This is a genomic window from Gemmobacter sp. LW-1, assembly GCF_001303875.1.
Taxonomy (GTDB): domain Bacteria; phylum Pseudomonadota; class Alphaproteobacteria; order Rhodobacterales; family Rhodobacteraceae; genus Gemmobacter; species Gemmobacter caeni.
The window spans coordinates 189,292-208,869 of the sequence record NZ_LJSC01000043.1; the positions used below are offsets into that span (position 1 = coordinate 189,292).

Annotated in this window: 15 protein-coding genes; 6 read left to right on the plus strand and 9 right to left on the minus strand. The window is 66.6% G+C overall.

What is annotated here, in order from left to right:
- Entirely contained in the window at positions 1-2,079 is a 2,079-nt protein-coding gene (locus tag AO684_RS12135) for a transketolase C-terminal domain-containing protein (RefSeq protein WP_054303000.1), read from the minus strand.
- Between the two features lie 121 nt (positions 2,080-2,200).
- Here AO684_RS12135 and AO684_RS12140 point away from each other — a divergent pair, with 121 nt between their 5' ends.
- On the plus strand, positions 2,201-2,662 hold the full coding sequence (locus AO684_RS12140) for an Lrp/AsnC family transcriptional regulator (protein WP_108129126.1): 462 nt from the start codon (positions 2,201-2,203) through the stop codon (positions 2,660-2,662).
- Between the two features lie 34 nt (positions 2,663-2,696).
- On the opposite strand, the gene AO684_RS12145 is transcribed toward AO684_RS12140, so the two are convergent.
- Positions 2,697-4,841: a TonB-dependent siderophore receptor gene (locus AO684_RS12145; protein WP_082400937.1), complete on the minus strand. Its 2,145-nt coding sequence runs from the start codon at positions 4,839-4,841 to the stop codon at positions 2,697-2,699.
- Positions 4,842-5,000: 159 nt separating this feature from the next.
- Entirely contained in the window at positions 5,001-6,002 is a 1,002-nt protein-coding gene (locus AO684_RS12150) for an ABC transporter substrate-binding protein (RefSeq protein WP_054303003.1), read from the minus strand.
- Between the two features lie 175 nt (positions 6,003-6,177).
- Between AO684_RS12150 and AO684_RS12155 the strand changes: the two genes are divergently transcribed.
- Genes AO684_RS12155 through AO684_RS12165 form a run of 3 tightly spaced genes read left to right on the plus strand, consistent with a single transcriptional unit; the run spans position 6,178 to position 8,924 of the window.
- Complete coding sequence (locus AO684_RS12155) at positions 6,178-7,188, plus strand: iron ABC transporter permease (RefSeq protein ID WP_161806013.1); 1,011 nt, start codon at positions 6,178-6,180, stop codon at positions 7,186-7,188.
- Entirely contained in the window at positions 7,188-8,144 is a 957-nt protein-coding gene (locus AO684_RS12160; protein WP_054303005.1) for an iron chelate uptake ABC transporter family permease subunit, read from the plus strand. The genes AO684_RS12155 and AO684_RS12160 overlap by 1 nt, the downstream gene beginning before the upstream one ends.
- A gap of 9 nt (positions 8,145-8,153) precedes the next feature.
- Complete coding sequence (locus AO684_RS12165; RefSeq protein ID WP_054303006.1) at positions 8,154-8,924, plus strand: ABC transporter ATP-binding protein; 771 nt, start codon at positions 8,154-8,156, stop codon at positions 8,922-8,924.
- A gap of 2 nt (positions 8,925-8,926) precedes the next feature.
- On the opposite strand, the gene AO684_RS12170 is transcribed toward AO684_RS12165, so the two are convergent.
- The 6 genes from AO684_RS12170 to AO684_RS12195 form a co-directional block, all read right to left on the minus strand.
- Positions 8,927-9,469, minus strand: coding sequence for a sigma-70 family RNA polymerase sigma factor (locus AO684_RS12170; protein WP_152968407.1), 543 nt, complete (start codon positions 9,467-9,469; stop codon positions 8,927-8,929).
- Between the two features lie 126 nt (positions 9,470-9,595).
- Positions 9,596-10,864 carry a lysine N(6)-hydroxylase/L-ornithine N(5)-oxygenase family protein gene (locus tag AO684_RS12175; protein ID WP_054303008.1) on the minus strand — a complete coding sequence of 423 codons (1,269 nt, stop codon included), beginning with the start codon at positions 10,862-10,864 and terminating at the stop codon, positions 9,596-9,598.
- Positions 10,865-10,871: 7 nt separating this feature from the next.
- Complete coding sequence (locus AO684_RS12180) at positions 10,872-11,897, minus strand: GNAT family N-acetyltransferase (RefSeq protein WP_054303009.1); 1,026 nt, start codon at positions 11,895-11,897, stop codon at positions 10,872-10,874.
- Between the two features lie 78 nt (positions 11,898-11,975).
- Positions 11,976-12,845, minus strand: coding sequence for an alpha/beta hydrolase (locus AO684_RS12185; RefSeq protein ID WP_054303010.1), 870 nt, complete (start codon positions 12,843-12,845; stop codon positions 11,976-11,978).
- On the minus strand, positions 12,842-14,014 hold the full coding sequence (locus AO684_RS12190) for a PLP-dependent transferase (RefSeq protein WP_054303011.1): 1,173 nt from the start codon (positions 14,012-14,014) through the stop codon (positions 12,842-12,844). Before AO684_RS12190 ends, AO684_RS12185 begins: the two co-directional genes overlap by 4 nt.
- Positions 14,011-15,345 (minus strand): MATE family efflux transporter, encoded by a 1,335-nt coding sequence (locus AO684_RS12195; RefSeq protein ID WP_054303012.1) that lies wholly within the window; start codon positions 15,343-15,345, stop codon positions 14,011-14,013. The genes AO684_RS12190 and AO684_RS12195 overlap by 4 nt, the downstream gene beginning before the upstream one ends.
- Before the next feature lie 139 nt (positions 15,346-15,484).
- On the opposite strand from AO684_RS12195, the gene AO684_RS12200 reads away from it, so the two are divergent.
- Positions 15,485-15,691 (plus strand): MbtH family NRPS accessory protein, encoded by a 207-nt coding sequence (locus AO684_RS12200; RefSeq protein ID WP_054303013.1) that lies wholly within the window; start codon positions 15,485-15,487, stop codon positions 15,689-15,691.
- Positions 15,688-19,563, plus strand: coding sequence for an amino acid adenylation domain-containing protein (locus AO684_RS12205; RefSeq protein WP_054303014.1), 3,876 nt, complete (start codon positions 15,688-15,690; stop codon positions 19,561-19,563). The genes AO684_RS12200 and AO684_RS12205 overlap by 4 nt, the downstream gene beginning before the upstream one ends.
- Positions 19,564-19,578: the final 15 nt, after the last annotated feature.

A 19,578-nucleotide genomic window follows, 5' to 3' on the forward strand; every position in this document is an offset into this window, starting at 1 on the left:
TCAGAACCCCATCAGATCTTCGAGCTTCGCCCGGATCGCCGCCACCGAGGGCACGGCCCAATTCAGGAAAGCCGGGTTATGCGGGCTGGGAATATCGGGCATGGTCAGACGCTCCACCGGCGCATCCAGCGCGGTGAAGGCTTCCAAGGCGACCACCGCCGCAATTTCTGCGCCAAAGCCGGCGGTTTGCAGGTCTTCATGCACGATCAGGCAGCGATGGGTCCGCGCAACCGAGGCCAGAACCGCGGCGCGGTCCCATGGCATCAGCGTGCGCAGGTCGATCACATCGACCGACAGGCCATTCGCGGCCTCAAGACAGCGATCCACCATGCCGCCCCATGTGACCAGCGTGGCCCCCCGCCCTTCCGCCACCAGCCGCGCTTTGCCGAAGGGCAGACCGTAATCGTCACCCGGCCAGGGGCGCCGCGCCCAGGGGTGATCCAGCATGGCGCGATGTTCCAGAAAGATCACCGGATCATTGCCACGCAAGGCGCTGCGCAACAGACCCACCGCATCCTCGGCATTCGAGGGCGCCGCCACTTTCCAGCCCGGGCTGTGGATGAAGGCGACCTCGTTGGTCTGGCTGTGCCAGGGGTCGCCACATTTGAAGAACCCGACCGGCATCCGTACCACCATGGGCGCAGCAAAGCGGTTGTTGGTGCGCCAGCGCATCGAGCCGCAGTCGTTCAGCTGTTCTGTGGCCGGTTCGGCATATTTGCGGAACTGGATTTCCGGCACCGGCAACAGACCCGCCAGCGCCATGCCGACCGCCCGGCCGATGATACCTTCTTCGGACAGCGAGGTGTCGAACACCCGCTCGCCTCCGAACTTGTCCTGCAAGCCCAGCGTTACGGCGTGAACCCCGCCCTTCGGCCCGACGTCCTCGCCAAACACCACCATGCGGGGATTGGAGGCAAGCTCCTGCTCCAGTACGCGGCGGATGGCAGTGACCATGTTCAGCCGCTGGCCTTCGGGCCGGGGCGTGTCGGACATCGGCGGCGGCTCCCAGCCAGCGGGGCGCAAGCCGCCCATCTGCTGCATTTCGCCATCATCAAAAACATGCCGCAACACGGTGGTCGGCTCGGCCACCGGACGCGCCTCGGCGGCAAGGCGCGCGGCTTCGGCGGTTTCGGCGGCAGTCTGCACCGCCGCTTCCCACTCTGCCGCAGTCATCCGCGAAGGGACGAGGAAGGCCTTCAACTTGTCCCAGGGGTCGCGGGCTCGCTCGGCCTGCACCAGCTTTTCGGATTTGTAGGCCTGCGTATCCTGAAAGCTGTGGCCTTGCAGGCGCGGCACGGTGAGGCGAAGCATGGCGGGCGCACGTTCCTCGCGCACATAGGCCACCGCATCGGCCGTCAGTTGCGCAGCTTCCGCCGGATCGGTGCCGTCGCCCGCAAAGATCTTCAACCCCTGCCATGACGCAAGATTGGCTGCGATATTGCCGCCCGGCGTCTGCATGGTCGAAGCGACGGAAATGCCGAAACCGTTGTCTTCGATATAGAACAGCATCGGAAGGCGCTGCGTAGTGGCCATGGTCAGCGCCGACCAGAACCCGTTGGAGGCAACCGAGCCATCGCCGCCCAGAACGACGGCAATCGAGCTGCCATGTTCGGCGGAACCCAGCACGCGGGCATGAAACTCCAGCGCCTGCGCCCAGCCTGCGGTCGGCGTGTATTGCGCGCCGACCCCGCCGCACATCGGCAGGGCGGTTGCACCATTCGGGTTCGGATGGTTGAACACCACGCCAATATCGCGCCCGTCGGAATAGCCCCCTGCCCGGCCCATCGCCGACCCCAGCGCATCTTCCGGGTCCACCCCCAGCGACAACAGAAGCGGACGCGAGCGGTAGTAGCCGCAGACCGCGTCATGCCTGCCGTCCAGCCGCAGCCCGAGAAGGATCTGCGCCATGTCGTGCCCCCGCGCCGAAAACTGGTAAAGCACCTTCTTTTCCGGGACGAGGCGGGTTTCCTCCATCGCGTCCAGCGCGCGGCTGAGCGCCATGTGTCGCAACACCGCCTGCCAGTCCACCGCAACATCGGGCGCATTGCGCCGCATGATCCTTGCCGTGTTTCCTGCCATCGCGCCCTCCTTCATCCTTGAAGGATTCTACAGCAGGAAACGCGAAATTTTCTTTCATATCTTCCAAGATGCAGGATAAATTCGATACAGACAGTTCACTCAAGCCATGAATACGAACCATATGACCCAGATAGATGCGATGGATCGCAAAATCCTTGAAACCTTGCAGCGCGAGGCCGGCCTGTCCAATCAGGACCTGGCCGAACGGATCGGATCTTCTGCCGCATCCTGCTGGCGGCGTGTGAAGGCGCTTGAGGAAGCGGGGGTTCTTGGCCCCGAAATCCGACTGGTCGATCCGGCCCGGCTGGGCCGCGGGCTGGATATCTTCTGCCAGATCCGGCTGAACGCTCAGACCCGCAAGATGCGCGCCGCCTTCGAGGCGTTCATTGACCGGCAGGAGGCTGTGATCGAATGCTATTCGATCAGCGGCGACTGGGATTATCTGCTGCATATCGTGGCGCAGGACGTGGCAGATTATGAACGGGTGCTGATGCACGGGATTCTGGATCACGAGGCGATCGCCAGTTCCTCGTCGATCTTCGTATTGCGGCGGGTGAAGCACACCACCGCCATCCCGGTCTGACCGGGCGGGTCGCTCCGCCCGGTCATGCCTTGTGTCAGAACCGTTTCGATAGGGTCAGTGTCACTTCACGCCCCTCGCCCCGGATGCAACCGACCGATGCATCGCAGGTCGCCGCATAATCCTTGTCGAAAAGGTTGGTCACACCAAGCGCGGCGGAATAACCCTCCCAGTCATAGCGCAGCGCCATATCGGCCAGAACATATGAATCCACTGACCGGGTATTCGCCGTATCGCCCCAGGTTTCACCGACATAGCGCAGACCAGCCCCGAGGCTCAGCCCCTCGGCCTTGCCCGCGAAGGCGTAATCCGCCCAGATCGAGGCCTGATGCCTGGGCGCCAGCGGAGTGCGGTTGCCCGCATCGCCGTCATTCGATTTGGTGATCCTGGCATCAAGATAGGTGTAGCCTGCCACCACCGACAATTGTTCGGTGACCTGTCCGCGCGCCTCAAGCTCCACGCCCCGATGCCGGACTTCGCCGGTCTGTACCGAGAAGCCGGGGTTGCCGGGGTCCGAGGTCAGCACATTGGTCTTGGTGATGTCGAACAGCGCCGCCGCGAATTGCAGGTTGCTGCCTTCGGGGCGATAGCGCAGACCGACCTCGACCTGCTTGCCCTCGGTCGGCCGGAACTGCTCACCGCTGAAGCTGCTGCCGATATTCACCGTAAAGCTTTCGGCATAGCTCGCATAGGGCACGAAGCCGTTGCCCAGATCCCAGGTTGCACCGATCATGCCGGTGGTGGCAGTATCGTCCTGCCGGCTGGTGGAGCCCGACAGATGGTTGTCGGTGGTATTTTCCACCCACGACCGCCGCAATCCGCCGGTCACCGTCACCCCGTTGGAAAACCGGAGATGGTCCTGCAGGTAGAGGCCCTTCTCGATCACCTTGGTGGTGTTGTCCTGATAGATGCCGGGCGCGGTCACCACGAAATCATAGGACGGATCGCTGACCGGCACGGAATAGCTGTTGTCCCAGCCCATCCTGCCCGAAACCTCGCGCCGCGACAGGTCGATACCGAAGGTCAGGATGTTCTCGCCCCCCGCGAGGGTCGAGCGATACTCAAGCTGCGTATCCAGCGCGGCGGTCTTCGCCGTCTCGTCCACCGAGAAGGCCGCGAAGTTCATCGTGTCGTCCGAAGGCGTGTAATCCGGCAGGATCATCCCGTTGAAATAGATGTGCCGGTAGTCGGTGGTCTGCCGGGCATAGCGAAAATTCTGCCGCAGCTTCAGCGCATCGTTGAAGGCATGTTCCGCCTGCCAGCCAATCGAGGCCTGTTCGGTGTCGAAACGGTTCCACGGATGCTGGGCATTGGTGAAGGAAGCGGGCAGCTCTCCCTTTTCCGCCGGATAATCCTCGCCCGCGACCGGGATGAAGCTGTTGGGCGCCAGCCGGTCGCGCTGGATGTGCCCAAGGAAGGTGACCGATGTGCGGTCGGTCGGCGCCCAGGTCAGGCCAAGCGCCAGCAGATCGCGGTCGTCGCGGGTGTTCTTCTCGGCATTGGCCCCCTCGCGGGTCAGCGCGGTCAGACGCCAGGCGAGTGTCTGATCCGCGTTGCTGCCGCCGGTGTCCAGACCCGCCTCGACCGTATCATGCGAGCCATAGGACAGACGCGCCTCGGTAAAGGGGGCAAAGACCGGCCGTTTGGTGATGATGTTCACCATGCCTGCCGCATCATTCGACCCGTACAGCACCGAGGACGGCCCCTTCAGCACGTCGATGCGCTGCACCATGAACGGATCGACCTTGAAGCCCGAAAAGTTCATCGCCTTGTTCAGCAGGCCATCCCGGTAGATACCCGAAGTGCCCAGATCAAATCCCCGCAGGGCAAACTGGTCATAGCGGTCATCCACCCCCCAGACGGATGCCGTCACACCCGGCACATAGGCCAGCGCATCCTCGATCTGGACCGGGTCACGGTCTTTCAGTTCCTGCTCGGTCACCACGCCAACGGCCTGTGGCACTTCGGTCACCGGCACGCCAGCCTTTATGCCGGTCGCGGTTTCGCTGACAGTATAGCCCGTTCCGCCCGAGATCGCGCCACCGTCCCCGCCTTCAAGGTAGATCGTGCCCAGCCTGACGGCCTCTTCAGCATGAAGCGATGCGGGGGTGAAAGCCGCGCCGCAAAGGGCAAACGCGAGCAGCGGGCGTCGGCAGCGGGAAAAGATCATAGGTCCTGACATGACGGGTCCATCCGGGCAGGGCCGCGAGCATCAGGGGCGGGGAAAGTCCCGGCAGGTCACGGCGCGAGGTCTGAAAGCGTGCGGGCACGCGGGTTCCTGCCGTGGTTGCGCCGGGGCGCTGCCTTGGTGGGGCGGTTGTGGTCACCCCTCACGCAAATGTCAAGGCGCGCCGGGCATCTCTGCCGGACCCGCCGGGATGGCTGTTGCCGCATCGCCATCCACCGCTGCGGCCAGCATCGGCACCAGACGCTCCAGCGCCCAGTCGATCGACAGCGGAGACTGGAAGCTCATCGCCCCCGTCATCATCTGGTCGGCCCAGATCGCCCGCCCTTCCCGTGCCACCCGCAGATTGCGCCAGGTCGGCAGCGCCTTGATCTCGGACTGCATCGGACCATCCACAAGCCACAGCAGGACATCCAGATCAAACAGATCAAACCGTTCGGGGCTGACCATGAAATTGCCGCCCGCACTCGCCATGTCGTCAAAGGCAGGCGGCGTCAGGATACCGAACTGGCCAAGCAGACGGTTCGCCCCGTCACTGGGGCGATAGCCGATGATCTGTCCGTCGTTGAAAAAAGCGGCCGTGCCGCTCAGCCCGCGAAACTCAGGGTGGCTCGCGACCGCATCAGCGATCCGCGCGCCGGTACGGGCGATGACGGTTTCTGCCGCCGCCTCCCGGCCTGTCGCGCGGCCGATCAGGCGCAACTCCTCTTCCCAGGGCGCCCCCCAGGCCGGATAGCCCTCGGGTCGCCCAACCACCGGGGCAATCTCCGACAACAGGGCGTAGGTCTGGGCATCCATCGGGGCGAAGGTCGCCACGATCAGGTCAGGTTCCATCATCCAGACCCATTCGACGTCGATTTCAAACCCAGTCTGCACCTCGGGCCGTGCCCCGAGCGCGATGCGCGCGGGTTCCGCCCAGGGCCAGGTCGCATAGGGGTGGCCGCCGAACCATTCATGCACCCCTACCGGGGCCAGCCCCAGCGCATAGAGGAAATCCTGTTCGTGGTAGCCGACCGATACGATGCGTCGCACTTTGGCCGGATCGACCGTGATTTCGCCGAAGGCATGGCGCAATTGCACCGGATCGGCCTGCGCGCGCGGCGCGGAGAACAGGCAAAGCAGAAACAGGAGGCAGAGGGCAGGCAGCAGCCGGGGCATGGTCGACCTTTCAGTTGACGGAATGCCTGGCGACGGGCTGGGGACAGGACCGGGCTACCGTGATCTCCGGCGCGGGTCAAGCGAAGGGGTTGACCCGCGCCGTCCGGGCGGGCATGGATCATTCCGCAGTCAGCACGAAGCCAGCCGCCCCTCCTTCCCCGCGCAGGTTTTCATCGTGCTCTCTTCCGTACTTCCGCAACGCTCCGTCCCCCCTGCCCTGCCGTTGCTGTGCGCCGGGGTTGCCGTGGTGTTCGTGGCGGCGCTGTGCCTGGGCGCACAGGATTATGGCCCCGGCCTGCTGTGGCAGGCGCTGGTCGCGCGCGACCCGAAGGATCTTGCGCAGGCCGTGGTGGTGGAGATGCGGCTGCCCCGCGCACTGGCCGCGCTGATGATCGGGGCGGCGCTGGCAGTTTCCGGCCTGATGATGCAGGCGCTGACGCGCAATCCGCTGGCCGATCCCGGCCTGACCGGCGTCAACGCGGGGGCAGCACTGGCCGTCGTCGCAGGGCTGTGGTTTCTGGGTCCGATGGGATCGGCCGCGACCGCGGCCTTCGCGCTGAGCGGGGCGGCCGCTGCCGCCCTGCTGGTGCGGTTGCTGGCCGGTTCCGGCGGTGGCACGCTGCGGCTGCCACTGGCGGGCGCCGCCTTCGCAAGCCTCTGCCTGTCGGTCGTGTCTTTCGTCGTGCTGATGAACCCCGAGGCCCGCAACCTCTATCGCTTCTGGATGGTGGGCTCGCTTGCGTTGGCCGATACCGGGCGGCTGGCCGCTCTCGCGCCGCTGGGCCTTGCGGGCATCTGCCTCGGCCTTGCCGTTTCACGTCAGGTGGAATCGCTGATGCTGGGCGAGGATCTGGGGGCCGCCCTTGGTCTGCATCCGGGCCGGGTGCTGAGCCTCGCGCTGGCCGCCATCGCGATGACATCAGGGGCGGCGGTCGCCATCGCGGGGCCGGTTGGCTTCATCGGCCTGATTGCGCCGCATCTGGCGCGGAGGCTGGCATCGGGCGCGGGGCTGGGGGCCACAATGCTTCTGGCCTGCCCGCTGGGCGCCGGTTTGACCCTGCTTGCCGATATTGCCGGGCGCAGGCTGATGCGCCCCGCAGAACTGCCGCTGGGCATCGTTCTGGCGATGATCGGGGCGCCGGTGTTCATGCTGCTCATCCGGTCGATCCTGCGAAAGGAAGACTGATGCGGCTTGTTCTGATGCTTCTGGCACTGGTCGCCCTCGCGGGTCTGGCATTGGCCGCCGGGCGAAGCTGGCTTGGGCCGGTCGAGGTTATGCAGGCGCTTTTCTCCGGTCCCGAGGGGGTGGGACGGATGCTGTGGTCGCTGCGGCTGCCGCGCCTGATCACCGGGCTAATTGCGGGCATGTGCCTTGGCGCGGCGGGTCTGGTGTTCCAGACACTGCTTCGCAATCCGCTGGCCTCGCCCGATGTCATCGGACTGACGCAATGCGCCGCCTTTGGCGCCGTGGCGGCGCTTATGGCGGGATTACCCCCGATGGCAGGCGCATGGGTGGGGGCGGTTTCGGCCATCATCCTGCTGGGCTGGTTGGCCGCACATCCGCGCGAAGGGCTGGCCCCGCGCGCGGTCGTGCTTCAGGGGCTGGGCCTTGCCCTGCTGGCCGGAGCGGGAACCGAGGCACTGATCCTGCGGGCGGGCGACGGCAATGCCTCGATGGCGATGGCCTGGCTGACCGGCACGCTGAATGGCGCAGGCTGGCCCGAGGTGGGCCGCGCGCTCTGGCTGGTGCCGCTGCTGGCGCCGGTGTTTGCCGCGCGGCGCATCCTTGACCGGCTGGAACTGGGTGATGATCTGGCCCGATCGCTGGGCCTGCGGGTCGGGGTGTTGCGCGCCGCGCTGGGTCTGCTTGCCGCATTAGTCGCGGCGGGCGCGGTGTCACTCTGCGGGCCGCTTGGCTTTGTCGCGCTGGCGGCGGGGCCGGTATCGCGCTGGCTCGCACGCAGGCGCCCCGACCCGTTTCTGGCAGCACTGGTGGGCGCCGGGTTCGTGACGCTGGCCGATGTGCTGGCACGCGGTCTGGCCCCCGCAGCGCTGTTGCCGACCGGGCTTTACACCGCGCTGATCGGCGCACCGATCCTCCTGGTCGTATTGCGCCGCCAGATGTCTGACAAGTCGAGCTAGGAGACCGCCATGCCTTTCGCCGTGCAGGATCTGACCCTGCGGCTTGGCCGCACCGAAGTGCTGCACGGGCTGAGCTTTGCCCTGCCACAAGGGGGGATCACCGGCATCATCGGCCCGAACGGTTGTGGCAAGACCACCCTTCTGCGCTGCCTCGCCGGATTGTTGCCGCCGGAAAGCGGCAGCCTGCACCACGCGGGCCAGCCCGTCGCCAGCCTGACCCACCGCGACCGCGCGCGACGCATCGCGCTGATGCCGCAAAGCGCCATCGCACCGCCGGGCCTGACTGTCCGTCAGCTGGTCGCGCGCGGTCGCACACCGTGGTTGCGGGCCTTTCGGCCAATGACCCGCGCGGACGAGGCCGCGGTGACGGGGGCGCTGGACGAGGTTGGGCTGACCCCGCTTGCGGATCGCGCGGTCGAAAGCCTGTCGGGTGGGCAGCGGCAAAGGGCCTGGATTGCGCTGGTATTGGCACAGGCCTCCGGCACGCTCCTGCTGGACGAGCCGCTGAACTTTCTGGATCTGCCGCATCAGGCCGGGCTGGTGCAGATGCTGCGGCGTCTGGGAGAAAGCCGCAGCGTTGTGATGATCCTGCATGACCTGACGATTGCCGCGCGGCTGTGCGACCATGTGCTTGCACTGCGTGACGGGCGGCTGGTGGCCAGCGGGCCACCGTCCGAGGTGCTGGCCGATGGCCCGCTGCGCGAGACCTTCGGCATCGGCTTTGACTGCCTGCACCTGCCGGGCAGCGGCGGTCCGGTGGTGCTGCCCACGGGGCTTTGAGCCTATTCCGGCACAGGCTCCGGGCGCAAAGGTGCAAGCTGACTGTGCAGCCGCGCGATGATCGCATTGACCCGCGCCGTCGACAGGCCGAATTCGGCCGCGAGACGGTTCTGCGGCTCGCCCAGCAGCCGATGCCGCAGGAACAGTTCACGGTCGCGGGGCGGGCAGTCCCTGAGCCGGGCGTCAAGCTGGCGCAGGGCTTGCCGGCCGGCCAGTCGCGCCTCGGGATTGTCGATGCTGGTCGCGGGTTCTTCCTGCGTTCCCGTCACCAGATGACGTTCGCGCCGCAGCCGGTCAATGGCAAGATTGCGCACCATCCGTCGGGCGAATTGTGTGGGCCGGTCGATCCGGGGCGGGTTGCTGCGGTCAAGGCAGCGCAGCATCGCCTCTTGCACCACATCCTCGGCGCGGTCGGTCGCGCCAAGGATGCGGATGGCGTCGCACAGCAGCATTTGCCGCTTGTCGATCATTTCCTGCAAGAGATGGGCAAAGGACGAAGGCAGGGCCGGTGCAGAACGCACGGGCAGCGGGGCGACAGAGGTCACAGCCAGACTCCACGGGCAGGGCCGTCCGGGGAACGGACGGCGAGGCGGTTGCTGTCTGCCGACGCTCTGCGTGGGTGGATACCGCCAGATTGCACAACCTCAGGCTGCGCTCAAGCCCTTATCCAGCTATTCCGCTGCCAGAAGCTGCCCCCGGTGCGCCGCTTCGACCGAAGCGGCGATTTCCTGCGCACGCACGGCCAGAACGGATAGCAGCGTATCCGACAGACCATGGGTCTGTTCGCTATAGCCCTGCACATGGATCGCCGGAAGGAACCCCGGCCGCATCGGCAGGCGATACTGCCGGTCGGGCTGCCCGCACTGCATCCACGAGGCAAGATCAGTCAGGCCAAGGGTTTCAGCCTCGCGCCGGTAGCCGGTGCACAGGATCACATGGTCATAATGCCGGTCCTGCCGCCCCTGCGGGGTCTTCAGTGTCAGAGCCAGCCCCGCCGGGCCGGGCCGGAGGCCCGCCACCGCCGTATCACGCCGCAGTGCAAGCCGTTCTTCGCCGATGACCGACTGTTCGTAGAGCAGGCCATGGATCTGCTGAAGCAGGTCGATATCCGTCACCGCATAGTTGGTCGCCGCGAAATCCTGCCGGAACGCCTGCTGCTGCCGGGGCGTCATTCCGAACAGAAGATCAGTATGCGCAATGTCAAAGATCTCATTGACGAAGGGGCTGTCATCCGCCGGTTTCAGCGCATGCCCCCGCAGGATCAGATCGACCGAAAGGCCCGCCGGATGCGCGGCCAGCGCGGCAAAGATTTCAGAGGCGCTTTGCCCGCCGCCGATCACCGCGACGCTTTGGCCCGGCCTCACATGGGGCAGCACGGCATGGGTGAAATCACTGGAATGGCTCAGCCCCGGCACGCCCTGATGATCGGCGAAAGGGGCGGGCCAATGCGGTGCCCCACCGGGCGCCAGCACGATCTGCCGCGCCAGGCGGGTGGTGACGCGGCCACATTCGTCTTCGGCCCGAATGCGCAACAGCGTGATCTGCCCCTGCCGGTCCACCGGCTCGATGGCCGTCACCCGCTGGTCATAGGCGCAGATGGTGCCCAGCTTTGCCGCCGCCCAGCCGAGATAATCGTTGAACTCCACCCGGCTGGGGAAAAAGCTCTTGCGGTTGACGAAGCGTTCCAGCCGCCCCCTTTCGTGCAGGTAGCTGAGGAAGGAAAACCCCGAGGCGGGATTGTGCAGCGTGACAAGATCCTTGAGAAACGACACCTGCATGTCGGCACCGGGGATCATCATGCCCGGATGCCAGGCAAAGCCGGGCCGCGCCTCAAGAAACAGCGCGTCAACCGGGCTTTGACGTTCGTGCAGCGCAATGGCCAGCGCAAGGTTCGACGGGCCGAAGCCCACGCCGATCAGATCGTGAATGGTCTCGGTCATATCTGCCTCAAAGTAACGTGGCGGGGGACAGGCGCAGCGGCATGCCGTCGGTTTCCGGCGGCCTGGCCCAGAGCCTGCTTTCAAAGAAGTGCTGGCGATCAAGCTGCACCAGCGCGGCGCGCTTGTGTGAAAAGTCGAAATCGCGCAGCCGGGCGAAACCGCCGCGCATCAGATTGCGCAATTGCTGCACATGGCTGGCCTTCGGCTCGCCCAGAAGGCTGCGCGTACGCGGTTCGGCAAGGAACATGTAATGCATCAGCGAGGGCAGCCAGGCGGTGACATAATCGGCGCCGCGCACATCTTCCTCGCCGATCAGCACATGCCAGCCCCGATCCCATGCGCCACAGTCGTGCACAGCCCCGAGCCGGTTCTCGCGCGCCCAATAGAGCTCGAAATAGGCAAAGTCCCGGCCGTCCAGTGCCCCGATGACCGGCAGCATATGTGAATCGGCAGCGAGGCGCGCAATGTAGGCGCGATGATCCTCAAGCGTGCCCGCCTCTTCAAAGAAGGCCGCGACGCGGGGATCGTTCTGCCAGCGATGGAAGGTCGGCAGGTCGCCCATATGCAGGGCCCGCAGCGTGAACCACTGGTCCAGCCACGGAATATGGCGGCGATACAGCAGCCCCTGCGGCTTGGGCGGACGCAAGGGGTGACGGCCGTGCGGGCCACGGCAGAAAAGTTCGGGCCATGCCGGGGCCGGGTGCATCAGCCAGCGGTCAGGCACCTGCCAGAACAGCGCCGGAAACACCGCCAGCGTGCCGTCGAAGGGTACAGCGATCCCGCGTTCGGTCAGGTCGGGTGCCAGCCGCTCCCATCCCGGCCCCTCCAGCAGGACCACCGTTTCATCGCCCGTCGCGGTCAGAGCCTCGAAGGCCGCGAGTGCGGTGGTCAGGCCGCCTGCGGGGGCCGCAAGCCGCAGGCGACCCGCCCCGTCATCGGCCAGTGAAAGCACCTCTTCCACCGGGTCGCCGATCAGGATGCGGTCTCCGTCGCGCCGCGCGAGGAGAGGAACAGGAATAGCGTCGAAGCTCATGAATGATCCTTCGGATTTGCAGGGGTCATACCCCTGTGACGCGCGACGCCGGGGGATATTCACCCCGCGCGGCGATTTTCATTGCGGCGCCCCCAGCGCAAAGACGCAGTGCAGCGCCCGGTTCACCGCCACCGGCAGAACAGACATATGGGTTTCACCTGCGTAAGTTTCATAGCGGACAGCCAGACCCAAAGCGGCAAGATGAGCGGCCATCTCCTGCGCGGCCGCGATGGTGCGGGTTGTCGCCTTTTCCGCCAGCCGCCTTTCGGCATCCGGTGCCGCACGCTGGAACGGCGCCAGATCGTCGCCTTCCCATTCGCCCGCTGACAGAAGCACCACCAACCGTCGTCCGGCGGGATCGAAGCCGTCGCGGTGCGTCAGCAGGAAGCTGTTTTCCCAGGTGATGGCCGGGCTGGCCGCGATCCAGTGGGTGAAGGCATCCGGTCGGGTGAACAGCAGCCAAAGCGCGAAAAGCCCGCCGAAGGAATGGCCGAACAGCCCGGCGTGCGCCGGATCAAGTGCCACGCGGGTTGAAAGGAAATCGCGCAGATCCTCCAGGAGAAAGCGCGCCATCTCGGCCCCGCCGCCGGTTCTGACCTCCGGCGTATCGGGCCAGAAGGGCGGATAGCTGGCGCCGGGCGGCGGCCCCAGATCCCAGCTGCGGCGAAACGGGTCATAGGCGTCATCGGTGGGATAGCCGACCGCGATCAGCACGCCCCAGCCCAGATTGGTGCCGGTCGGATAGAAGGCTTGCGCCCGCATCGCATCGACCGCCGTGCCGATCACCGCATTGCCATCCGTCATCAAAAGCGAAGGCCAACCCTCCGCCGGAGCCTCGCCCGGAGGCACCCAAAGGAACACCCGCCGTACGACGCCGGTCACGCGGTCGGCCAGATCGAACCAGCGGGCGCCGCCGCATTGCGCCAGGCCCTCGGCCACCGGGATCACAGCCGCGCCTCGTCGATGGCTGCCAGCACATCGGCGACAAGCGCCCCGGTCTCCTCCAACCCTGCCGCAAAACGGATCGACCGCCCGCTGACCCCGAAGCGCCGGAAGGAATTGGCGCTGCCCGCCAGGTCCAGCGCGGCCTTAGCCGGGATGATCAGGCTTTCCGGCCCGCCCCAGCTGACGCCGATCTTCGTCAGTCGCAGCGCATTGGCAAAACGGGGGATGTCGATAGTTTCGGCCAGATCGAAGGCGAACAACCCGCCGAACCCCAACAACCCGGCCCGCCCCGGATGGGGATGGAAAGCCGGGTGCCGCAGGGCAGTCACCTCGTGGTGGTCAGACAGCGCCCGCCCCAGCGCAAGGCCGTTTTCCATATGCCGGGCCATGCGCAGATGCAGGCTGCGCATCCCGCGCAGGACGAGCCAGGCATCTAAAGGCGACATCTTGCCACCAAGGTAGTGGTAGGCTTCGTGATTGATGCGCTCGATCAGATGCTTCGGCCCGGCCACCAGCCCGGCAATCGTGTCACTGTGCCCGGCAAGGTATTTGGAGGCGGCATGGATCACGAGGTCGATCCCCGCCTCGGCCGGGCGCTGGTACAGCGGCGTGGCCCAGGAATTGTCGATGACCGAGATCACACCTTCCGCCCGCGCGGCACGGGCGATCACGGGCAGGTCTTGCAGGGTAAAGGTCCAGCTTGTCGGGCTTTCAAGGTAGAGCAGTTTCGCGCCCGGCAGGGCGGCGATCACCGCCGCGCTGTCGCTGCCATCCACATAGGTGGTGGTGACACCGAATTTCTTCAGCACCACCTCGAACAGCCGGAACGCATCGGAATAAAGGTTTTCCACCGCGACAACCCGGTCGCCCGACTGTACGAAAGGCATCACCGCCGCCGCAATCGCGGCCATGCCCGAGGCGAAGCCTCGTGCGGCTTCGGTGCCCTCCAGCCCCGCGATCAGGCGCTCCAGCTCTGCCACGGTCGGGTTGTTGCCGCGAGTGTAGATGAACCTGTCAGAACTGCCGTCGAAAACCGCCGCCATCTCCTCGTAGCGGTCGAAAAGAAAAGAGGAGGTCTGGAAGATCGGCACCGATGTGGCGTGATGCGGCTGGGCGGCGGCGGCAAGCAGGGCTTGGGTCAGGTCGGGTGATAGGGGCGGCAGATGGGTCATGCGGGGGCTCCGGTCAGGGGCACGCGGATCACGCGCCAAAGAAGAACAAGCGCCGCCAGACCGGCAAGCCCGGCAGCAAGGGAAAGCGACAATGGCAGGGCAAGGAAGCCGTGCTGCGGGACCAGCACGGCGAGCAGCGGAAGCAGAAGCCAGCCCCAGGTGGCGAGACCAAGCGCCAGCGCGGTTCCGGCGCGTTCGGTCGCTTGCAGCAGGACCTGCGCCACCGCCCGCAGCGCCATCAGCGGCAGGGCCGGCAGAAGCAGCAGCAAGGCAGGCCGCGCCAGCGCCGCCGTTTCCGGCGTAGCGGCGAAAGCCCGCAGCGCCAGATCGGGCACCAGCACCAGCAGAACCGCCGCAACGGCGGTGGCCCCCGCCGTCACCGCAGCCAGACGCCAGACCGCCCGTGCCAGCCGCCCGGTATCGCCCCGCCCGGCGGCATGGGCCAGCACGGCCTGCGCCCCCAGACAAAACCCCTCGACCGGCAGAACCGCCAGTGTCAGCAACCGCAGCACCATACCCAACGCGGCAAGCCCCTCCACCCCGGCCTCCATCGCGGCGAGGCGATAGAGCAGCAAGGTCGCGCCGGTGGTGGCAAGCAGTGCCAGTGCCTCGGGCGCGCCGACCCGAAGGACGGGGCCGATCCGGCGCCATGCGGAAGAAGGCAGATGCAGGCGCACCGACCCGCGCCACGTGTGGAAATACCAAAGGTATACACCCAGCGTCACAAGCTGCGCGATGATCGTGGCAAGGGCCGCGCCTGCCACCCCCCAGCCCGCGCCGAAGATCAGCAACGGATCAAGCCCGAGGTTCAGGCCGAAACACAGGATCAGGCTCTGCAGGCTGAAGCGCGCGTTGCCCTCGCCAATCGCAATGAAATCACACAGGATCTGCACTGTGCCCAGCCCGGCGGAAACCGCCATCAGCCGCAGATAGATGTCTGCCTGCGGCCTAAGGTCGGCCTCTGTCCCCAGCAGGGTCAGCAATGGGCCCCGCGCCAGAAACAACACAACCGCCGCCAGCAGCGCCAATCCCAGACAGAGGCCCATGGCGGCAGAGGCAATTTGCCCGGCCTCCTCCCGCCGCCCTGCACCAAGGCGCCGCGCGATGGCGGTCGCGGTGCCCGCCCCCAGCCCGACACCAAGTGCCGCCGTCACCCCGGTGAGCGGCAGCACAAGGCTCACCGCGGCCAGTGCCCCGGTGCCCAAATGGCCCAGATAGGCACCATCCACACTCTGATGAACCGCGTTGATTGCAAGTCCCGCCATCGCGGGCAGGCCGCAACGCCAGAGCGTTCGGGTCAGGTCAGGGGCGCCAAGGTCTGTCGCGGTCATCGGTCATTCACAGCTGTTTCATCGTCAGGACGGAAGAGCCGCGCGAAAATTCACCTCGCGCCGAAAATATTTGCCGCAGATGTGAATTATCCTCCCGGCCCCACGTCATTGAGGCGACCGAGATGCACGAGGGAGTAGCATGACCCGTTCTCTGACTGCCGGTGGCGACTGGCATATCGTCCGCAATGGCGAGGGCCGCCATTCCGTCTGGCCCGCCCTGCTTCCGCTGCCCGAAGGGTGGATCGCGGAGGGTGCCAAAGGGACGCGCGATGCCTGCCTCGCGCAGATCGAAACCCTCTGGGCCGATCCGCGCCCGGTTGCGCTGCGGAAGGTGATGGACGCATGAACGACCTGCATCCCACACCCGCACAGAACGGATTTGCGCTGACAGCAAAAGAGCGCCAGATCCTTGCCCATGATCAGGTGGGTGAGCTTGGCCCCTTCGCGCGGCCCGATCTGGTATTGCACTTTCCTGCCCGTTTCGGCGGAGCGACCCTGACGATGGCGGCCGAAGCGATGATTGCCGCGCATCCGGCCTTCAGCGCAGAGTTGCTGCGCCGGCCGGGCGGCGAGGTGTTGCGTCTGCAATCCGCCCGTCCCCGCACCGAGCTGCGGCGGCACGACCCCGCCACCGACCCGGCAGCCCGCGCCGTTGCATTGCTGGCCGACCGGCACCTTGCGCTGGACGCGGGGCCGCTGGCCACGGTCGATCTTGTTCCGAGCTGTGGTGGGACACATGCGCTGGCCATCGCCCTGCATCCGATCCTTGGCGATGCGGCGACGCTGGCCGCGATGGAGCGGACGCTGTTTGCAGCCCTTGCCGGACAAAGCCCGACACCGCTGTTGCTGGGCGCGCAGATGCCGGAAAGCGCACCCCGGGCAAAGATGCAGCGCTGGCGGGACCGGCTGGGCCAGGGCCATGCCCTCGCCCGGCTGCCGCAGCGCCATGGCGGGTCGGAAGGCAGAGTGCGGTTGCTGACCACGCACCCCCTTTCGATCCCTCTGCCCCCGGCAGAGGCAGAACATATCCTGGCCACCGGGTTTGCAGCCCTGCTGGCCCGCTACTGCGGACAGGACAGGCTACGGTTCGCACTCGGGCAGCCCTCGCCCGATCCTGCGCGGCGGGGGGAGGATCTGTTGCCACTGCTGGTCAGCTACGATCCGGGCGAAGGCTTTGCCGCTTTCGGTGACCGGATCGCGGCGGCTATCGACGGGGCGCGGGCCGACGCCCTGCCCTCGGAGCTTCTGGTGCAGGACATGCTGCGCCATGCCGGGGCAGACCGGCATCCGCTGGGTGCGCTGACTCTGCATATATGGCCGGCCAACCCGCTGCCGGACGGTGTGACCCGGATCACCCGCCCCCGGCCCGCCTCACAGGGCGAATGCGTGGTTCTGGCCGAGGTGGCGGCAGACGGGCAGGTAACGCTCAGCGCTGATCATGCAGAAGGGCTGCATGAACCGGCGCTGATCGCGCGGTTGCTTGAACACCTCGACCGCCTGCTGGCTGCGGTGCTGACCGATCCGCAGCGCCCGCTGGCTCTTTTTCCCCTGCTCAGCGATACGGAACTGGCCGGTCTGTCGGCCCCTTATCCTGATGACACCCCGGCCGATCCGCGCGCCACGCATGAAATCATCGCGGCCCATGCCGCACAGACGCCCGACAAGCTGGCCATCATCTGCGGGCCGGACCGGCTGAGCCACGATGCCATGAACCGGGGGGCGAACCGGCTGGCACATCGGCTGCTCACGCTGGGCGTGGGCGCCGAGGTGCCGGTGGCCATTCTCGTCGAGCGCGGCGCCGAAGCGGTGATCGCGATCCTTGCCACGCTGAAGGCTGGCGGCGCCTATATTCCGGTCGAGCCGGATCACCCCGCCAGCCGCAACCATCACATTCTGACTGATGCGGGGGTTCGCGTCGTCCTGACCCGCCGCCGTTACCGGGATCGGCTGCCTGCCGGGCTTGCGGCGCATGTGCTGTGCCTTGATGACCTGCCGCACGGGGATTTCCCTGACACCGATCCGGCAGTCACGATCCATCCCGACCAGCTTGCCTATGTGATGTACACCTCCGGCTCGACCGGCAAGCCAAAGGGGGTGGCGGTCGAACACGGGCCGCTGAGCCTGCACAACCAGACCACCGCCCGCGTCTATGAGATGAGCGCGGAGAGCCGCGAACTGCCCTTCCTGCCGTTTTCGTCCGATGGCGGGCATGAACGCTGGATGGTGCCGCTTATGATGGGCGGTTCCGTCGTGATCCCCGACGGGCCACTGTGGACGCCGGAGCAGACCCTGGCGGCGATGCGGGAACACGGCTGCAACAATGCCTCTATCCCGACCACCTATCTGCAACAGCTTGCCGAATGGGCCGAAACGACGGGAGAGGCACCACCGATGCGGCTTTATTCCTTTGGCGGCGAGGGTCTGGCCCAAAGCACCTTCGACCTGCTGAGCCGCGCGCTGAAGGCCCGGACGCTCATCAACGGCTATGGCCCGACCGAAACCATCATGACGCCGATGGTTTGGAAGGTCGCAGCGGGCACGCGGTTCGACGGGGCCTATGCTCCACTGGGTCGGGCGGTAGGCGACCGTCGGGCCTATGTGCTGGACCCAGACATGATGCCCTGCCCCATCGGTGTGGTGGGCGAGATCCATCTGGGCGGCTCGGGCGTGGCGCGGGGCTATGTCGGGCGGCCCGGAACCACCGCAGACCGGTTTGTTCCCGATCCTTTCGGGCCGCGCCTTGGCGGGCCTGCGGGCGCGCGGCTTTACCGTTCCGGCGATCTGGGGCGCTGGCGTGAAGACGGTACCATCGAATTCCTTGGCCGGGCCGATCTTCAGGTAAAGCTGAATGGCTACCGGATCGAACCCGGCGAGATCGAGGCCGCGCTTCTGGCCGAGCCGGGCGTCAGCGAGGCCCTTGTGCTGCTGCGCGAGGAGGAGGGCGGGAAGCGGCTGATCGGCTATGTCGTCGCGCCCGCAACCGTAGCAGGCGAGGATCTGCTGGCCGCGCTGGAGAGCCGGTTGCCGCGCCACATGCTGCCGCAGGCGGTGGTGGTACTGGACAGGATGCCAACCAATCCGAATGCCAAGCTGGATCGGGCCGCCCTGCCTCTGCCGGGCCGGGTGCAGCGGAAAGCGGAAGGCGTGACCCCGGCGACAGACACCGAAGCCCGGATGCTGTCCGTCTGGCGGGCCGAGATCGGGCATGACGGGATCGGAGTGACCGATGATTTCTTTGCTATGGGCGGGCGGTCACTGGTGGCGCTGAAGGTTCTGGCCCGGCTGCGCGAGCTGTGGCCCGGTGTGGCGCTGACGGTGGCCGACCTGTTCGACGCCCCGACGGTCCGCGCACTTTCTGGCCGGATAGACGCGGGAAATGCCACAGGGCGCAGCGCCATTGCCCTGCGCGCCAGCGGCACCCTGCCCCGGCTGTATTGCTTCCCCGGATTGCTGGTTTCGACCCGCGAATATCAACGGCTGACCGATTACCTTGGGCCGGACCAGCCCGTCACCGGCTTCCTGTGCCATTCGCTGAACGAGCAGAAGGCGCTGAATGTTTCGGTCGAGGCGGTGGTGGCAGATTACGTTGCCCATATCCGGGCCGAGGCGCGCGGCGGCCCTTGCGCCTTTCTGGGCTGGTCGTGGGGCGGGCTTCTGGCCTGGGAGGCAGCGCGGCAGTTGCAGGACGAGATCGACCTGAGGCTGGTCGCACAGGTCGATGTCTGCGATCTGGGCACCGACTTCGCGCCCGGCGCCGCCCCGCAGTTCGCCCCCGGCGAACGCGCGCGGCTGAAAGCCGAGCTTGACGCCTGGCTGGCCCGCACCCGGATGCGGCCGGAATGGGACCGGCTGATCGGGCTTATGGATGCCGAATGCTTCGACCAGTTTCTGCGCTTCATCGGCAACGAGGCCGACCCCCTGCCCTTCGACGGCCCGGAAGTGTCCAGCCGCGAACATACGTTCTGGGTGCTGATCGACAATGCGCTGGTGTTTCGCAGGCACCGGCTGGCCGCGCTGGACGTGCCTGTCGCCTCGTTCAGCGCGGGGGACAGCCTCAGCCGCGGGCTCAATCTCGTGGACTGGCGGCGCCTGTCGCCGCGCGCTACAGCCTCCGAGATCGTGCCGGGCACCAATCACCTGCACATCATCGGAGACCGGCTGTTCCATGCCCGGCTGAAAGACCGGCTGGACCAGGCCTGGCAGCAGGGCGGCGCGTAAGCCGAACCCGGAGCG

What these genes read in the sequence shown, in the direction of transcription:
- AO684_RS12135 (WP_054303000.1), bottom strand. Translation starts at nt 2,079, where the DNA reads ATGGCAGGAAACACGGCAAGGATCATGCGGCGCAATGCGCCCGATGTT.
- AO684_RS12180 (WP_054303009.1), bottom strand. Translation starts at nt 11,897, where the DNA reads ATGAGCTTCGACGCTATTCCTGTTCCTCTCCTCGCGCGGCGCGACGGA.
- AO684_RS12145 (WP_082400937.1), bottom strand. Translation starts at nt 4,841, where the DNA reads ATGTCAGGACCTATGATCTTTTCCCGCTGCCGACGCCCGCTGCTCGCG.
- AO684_RS12195 (WP_054303012.1), bottom strand. Translation starts at nt 15,345, where the DNA reads ATGACCGCGACAGACCTTGGCGCCCCTGACCTGACCCGAACGCTCTGG.
- AO684_RS12190 (WP_054303011.1), bottom strand. Translation starts at nt 14,014, where the DNA reads ATGACCCATCTGCCGCCCCTATCACCCGACCTGACCCAAGCCCTGCTT.
- AO684_RS12200 (WP_054303013.1), top strand. Translation starts at nt 15,485, where the DNA reads ATGACCCGTTCTCTGACTGCCGGTGGCGACTGGCATATCGTCCGCAAT.
- AO684_RS12160 (WP_054303005.1), top strand. Translation starts at nt 7,188, where the DNA reads ATGCGGCTTGTTCTGATGCTTCTGGCACTGGTCGCCCTCGCGGGTCTG.
- AO684_RS12205 (WP_054303014.1), top strand. Translation starts at nt 15,688, where the DNA reads ATGAACGACCTGCATCCCACACCCGCACAGAACGGATTTGCGCTGACA.
- AO684_RS12165 (WP_054303006.1), top strand. Translation starts at nt 8,154, where the DNA reads ATGCCTTTCGCCGTGCAGGATCTGACCCTGCGGCTTGGCCGCACCGAA.
- AO684_RS12175 (WP_054303008.1), bottom strand. Translation starts at nt 10,864, where the DNA reads ATGACCGAGACCATTCACGATCTGATCGGCGTGGGCTTCGGCCCGTCG.
- AO684_RS12140 (WP_108129126.1), top strand. Translation starts at nt 2,201, where the DNA reads ATGACCCAGATAGATGCGATGGATCGCAAAATCCTTGAAACCTTGCAG.
- AO684_RS12150 (WP_054303003.1), bottom strand. Translation starts at nt 6,002, where the DNA reads ATGCCCCGGCTGCTGCCTGCCCTCTGCCTCCTGTTTCTGCTTTGCCTG.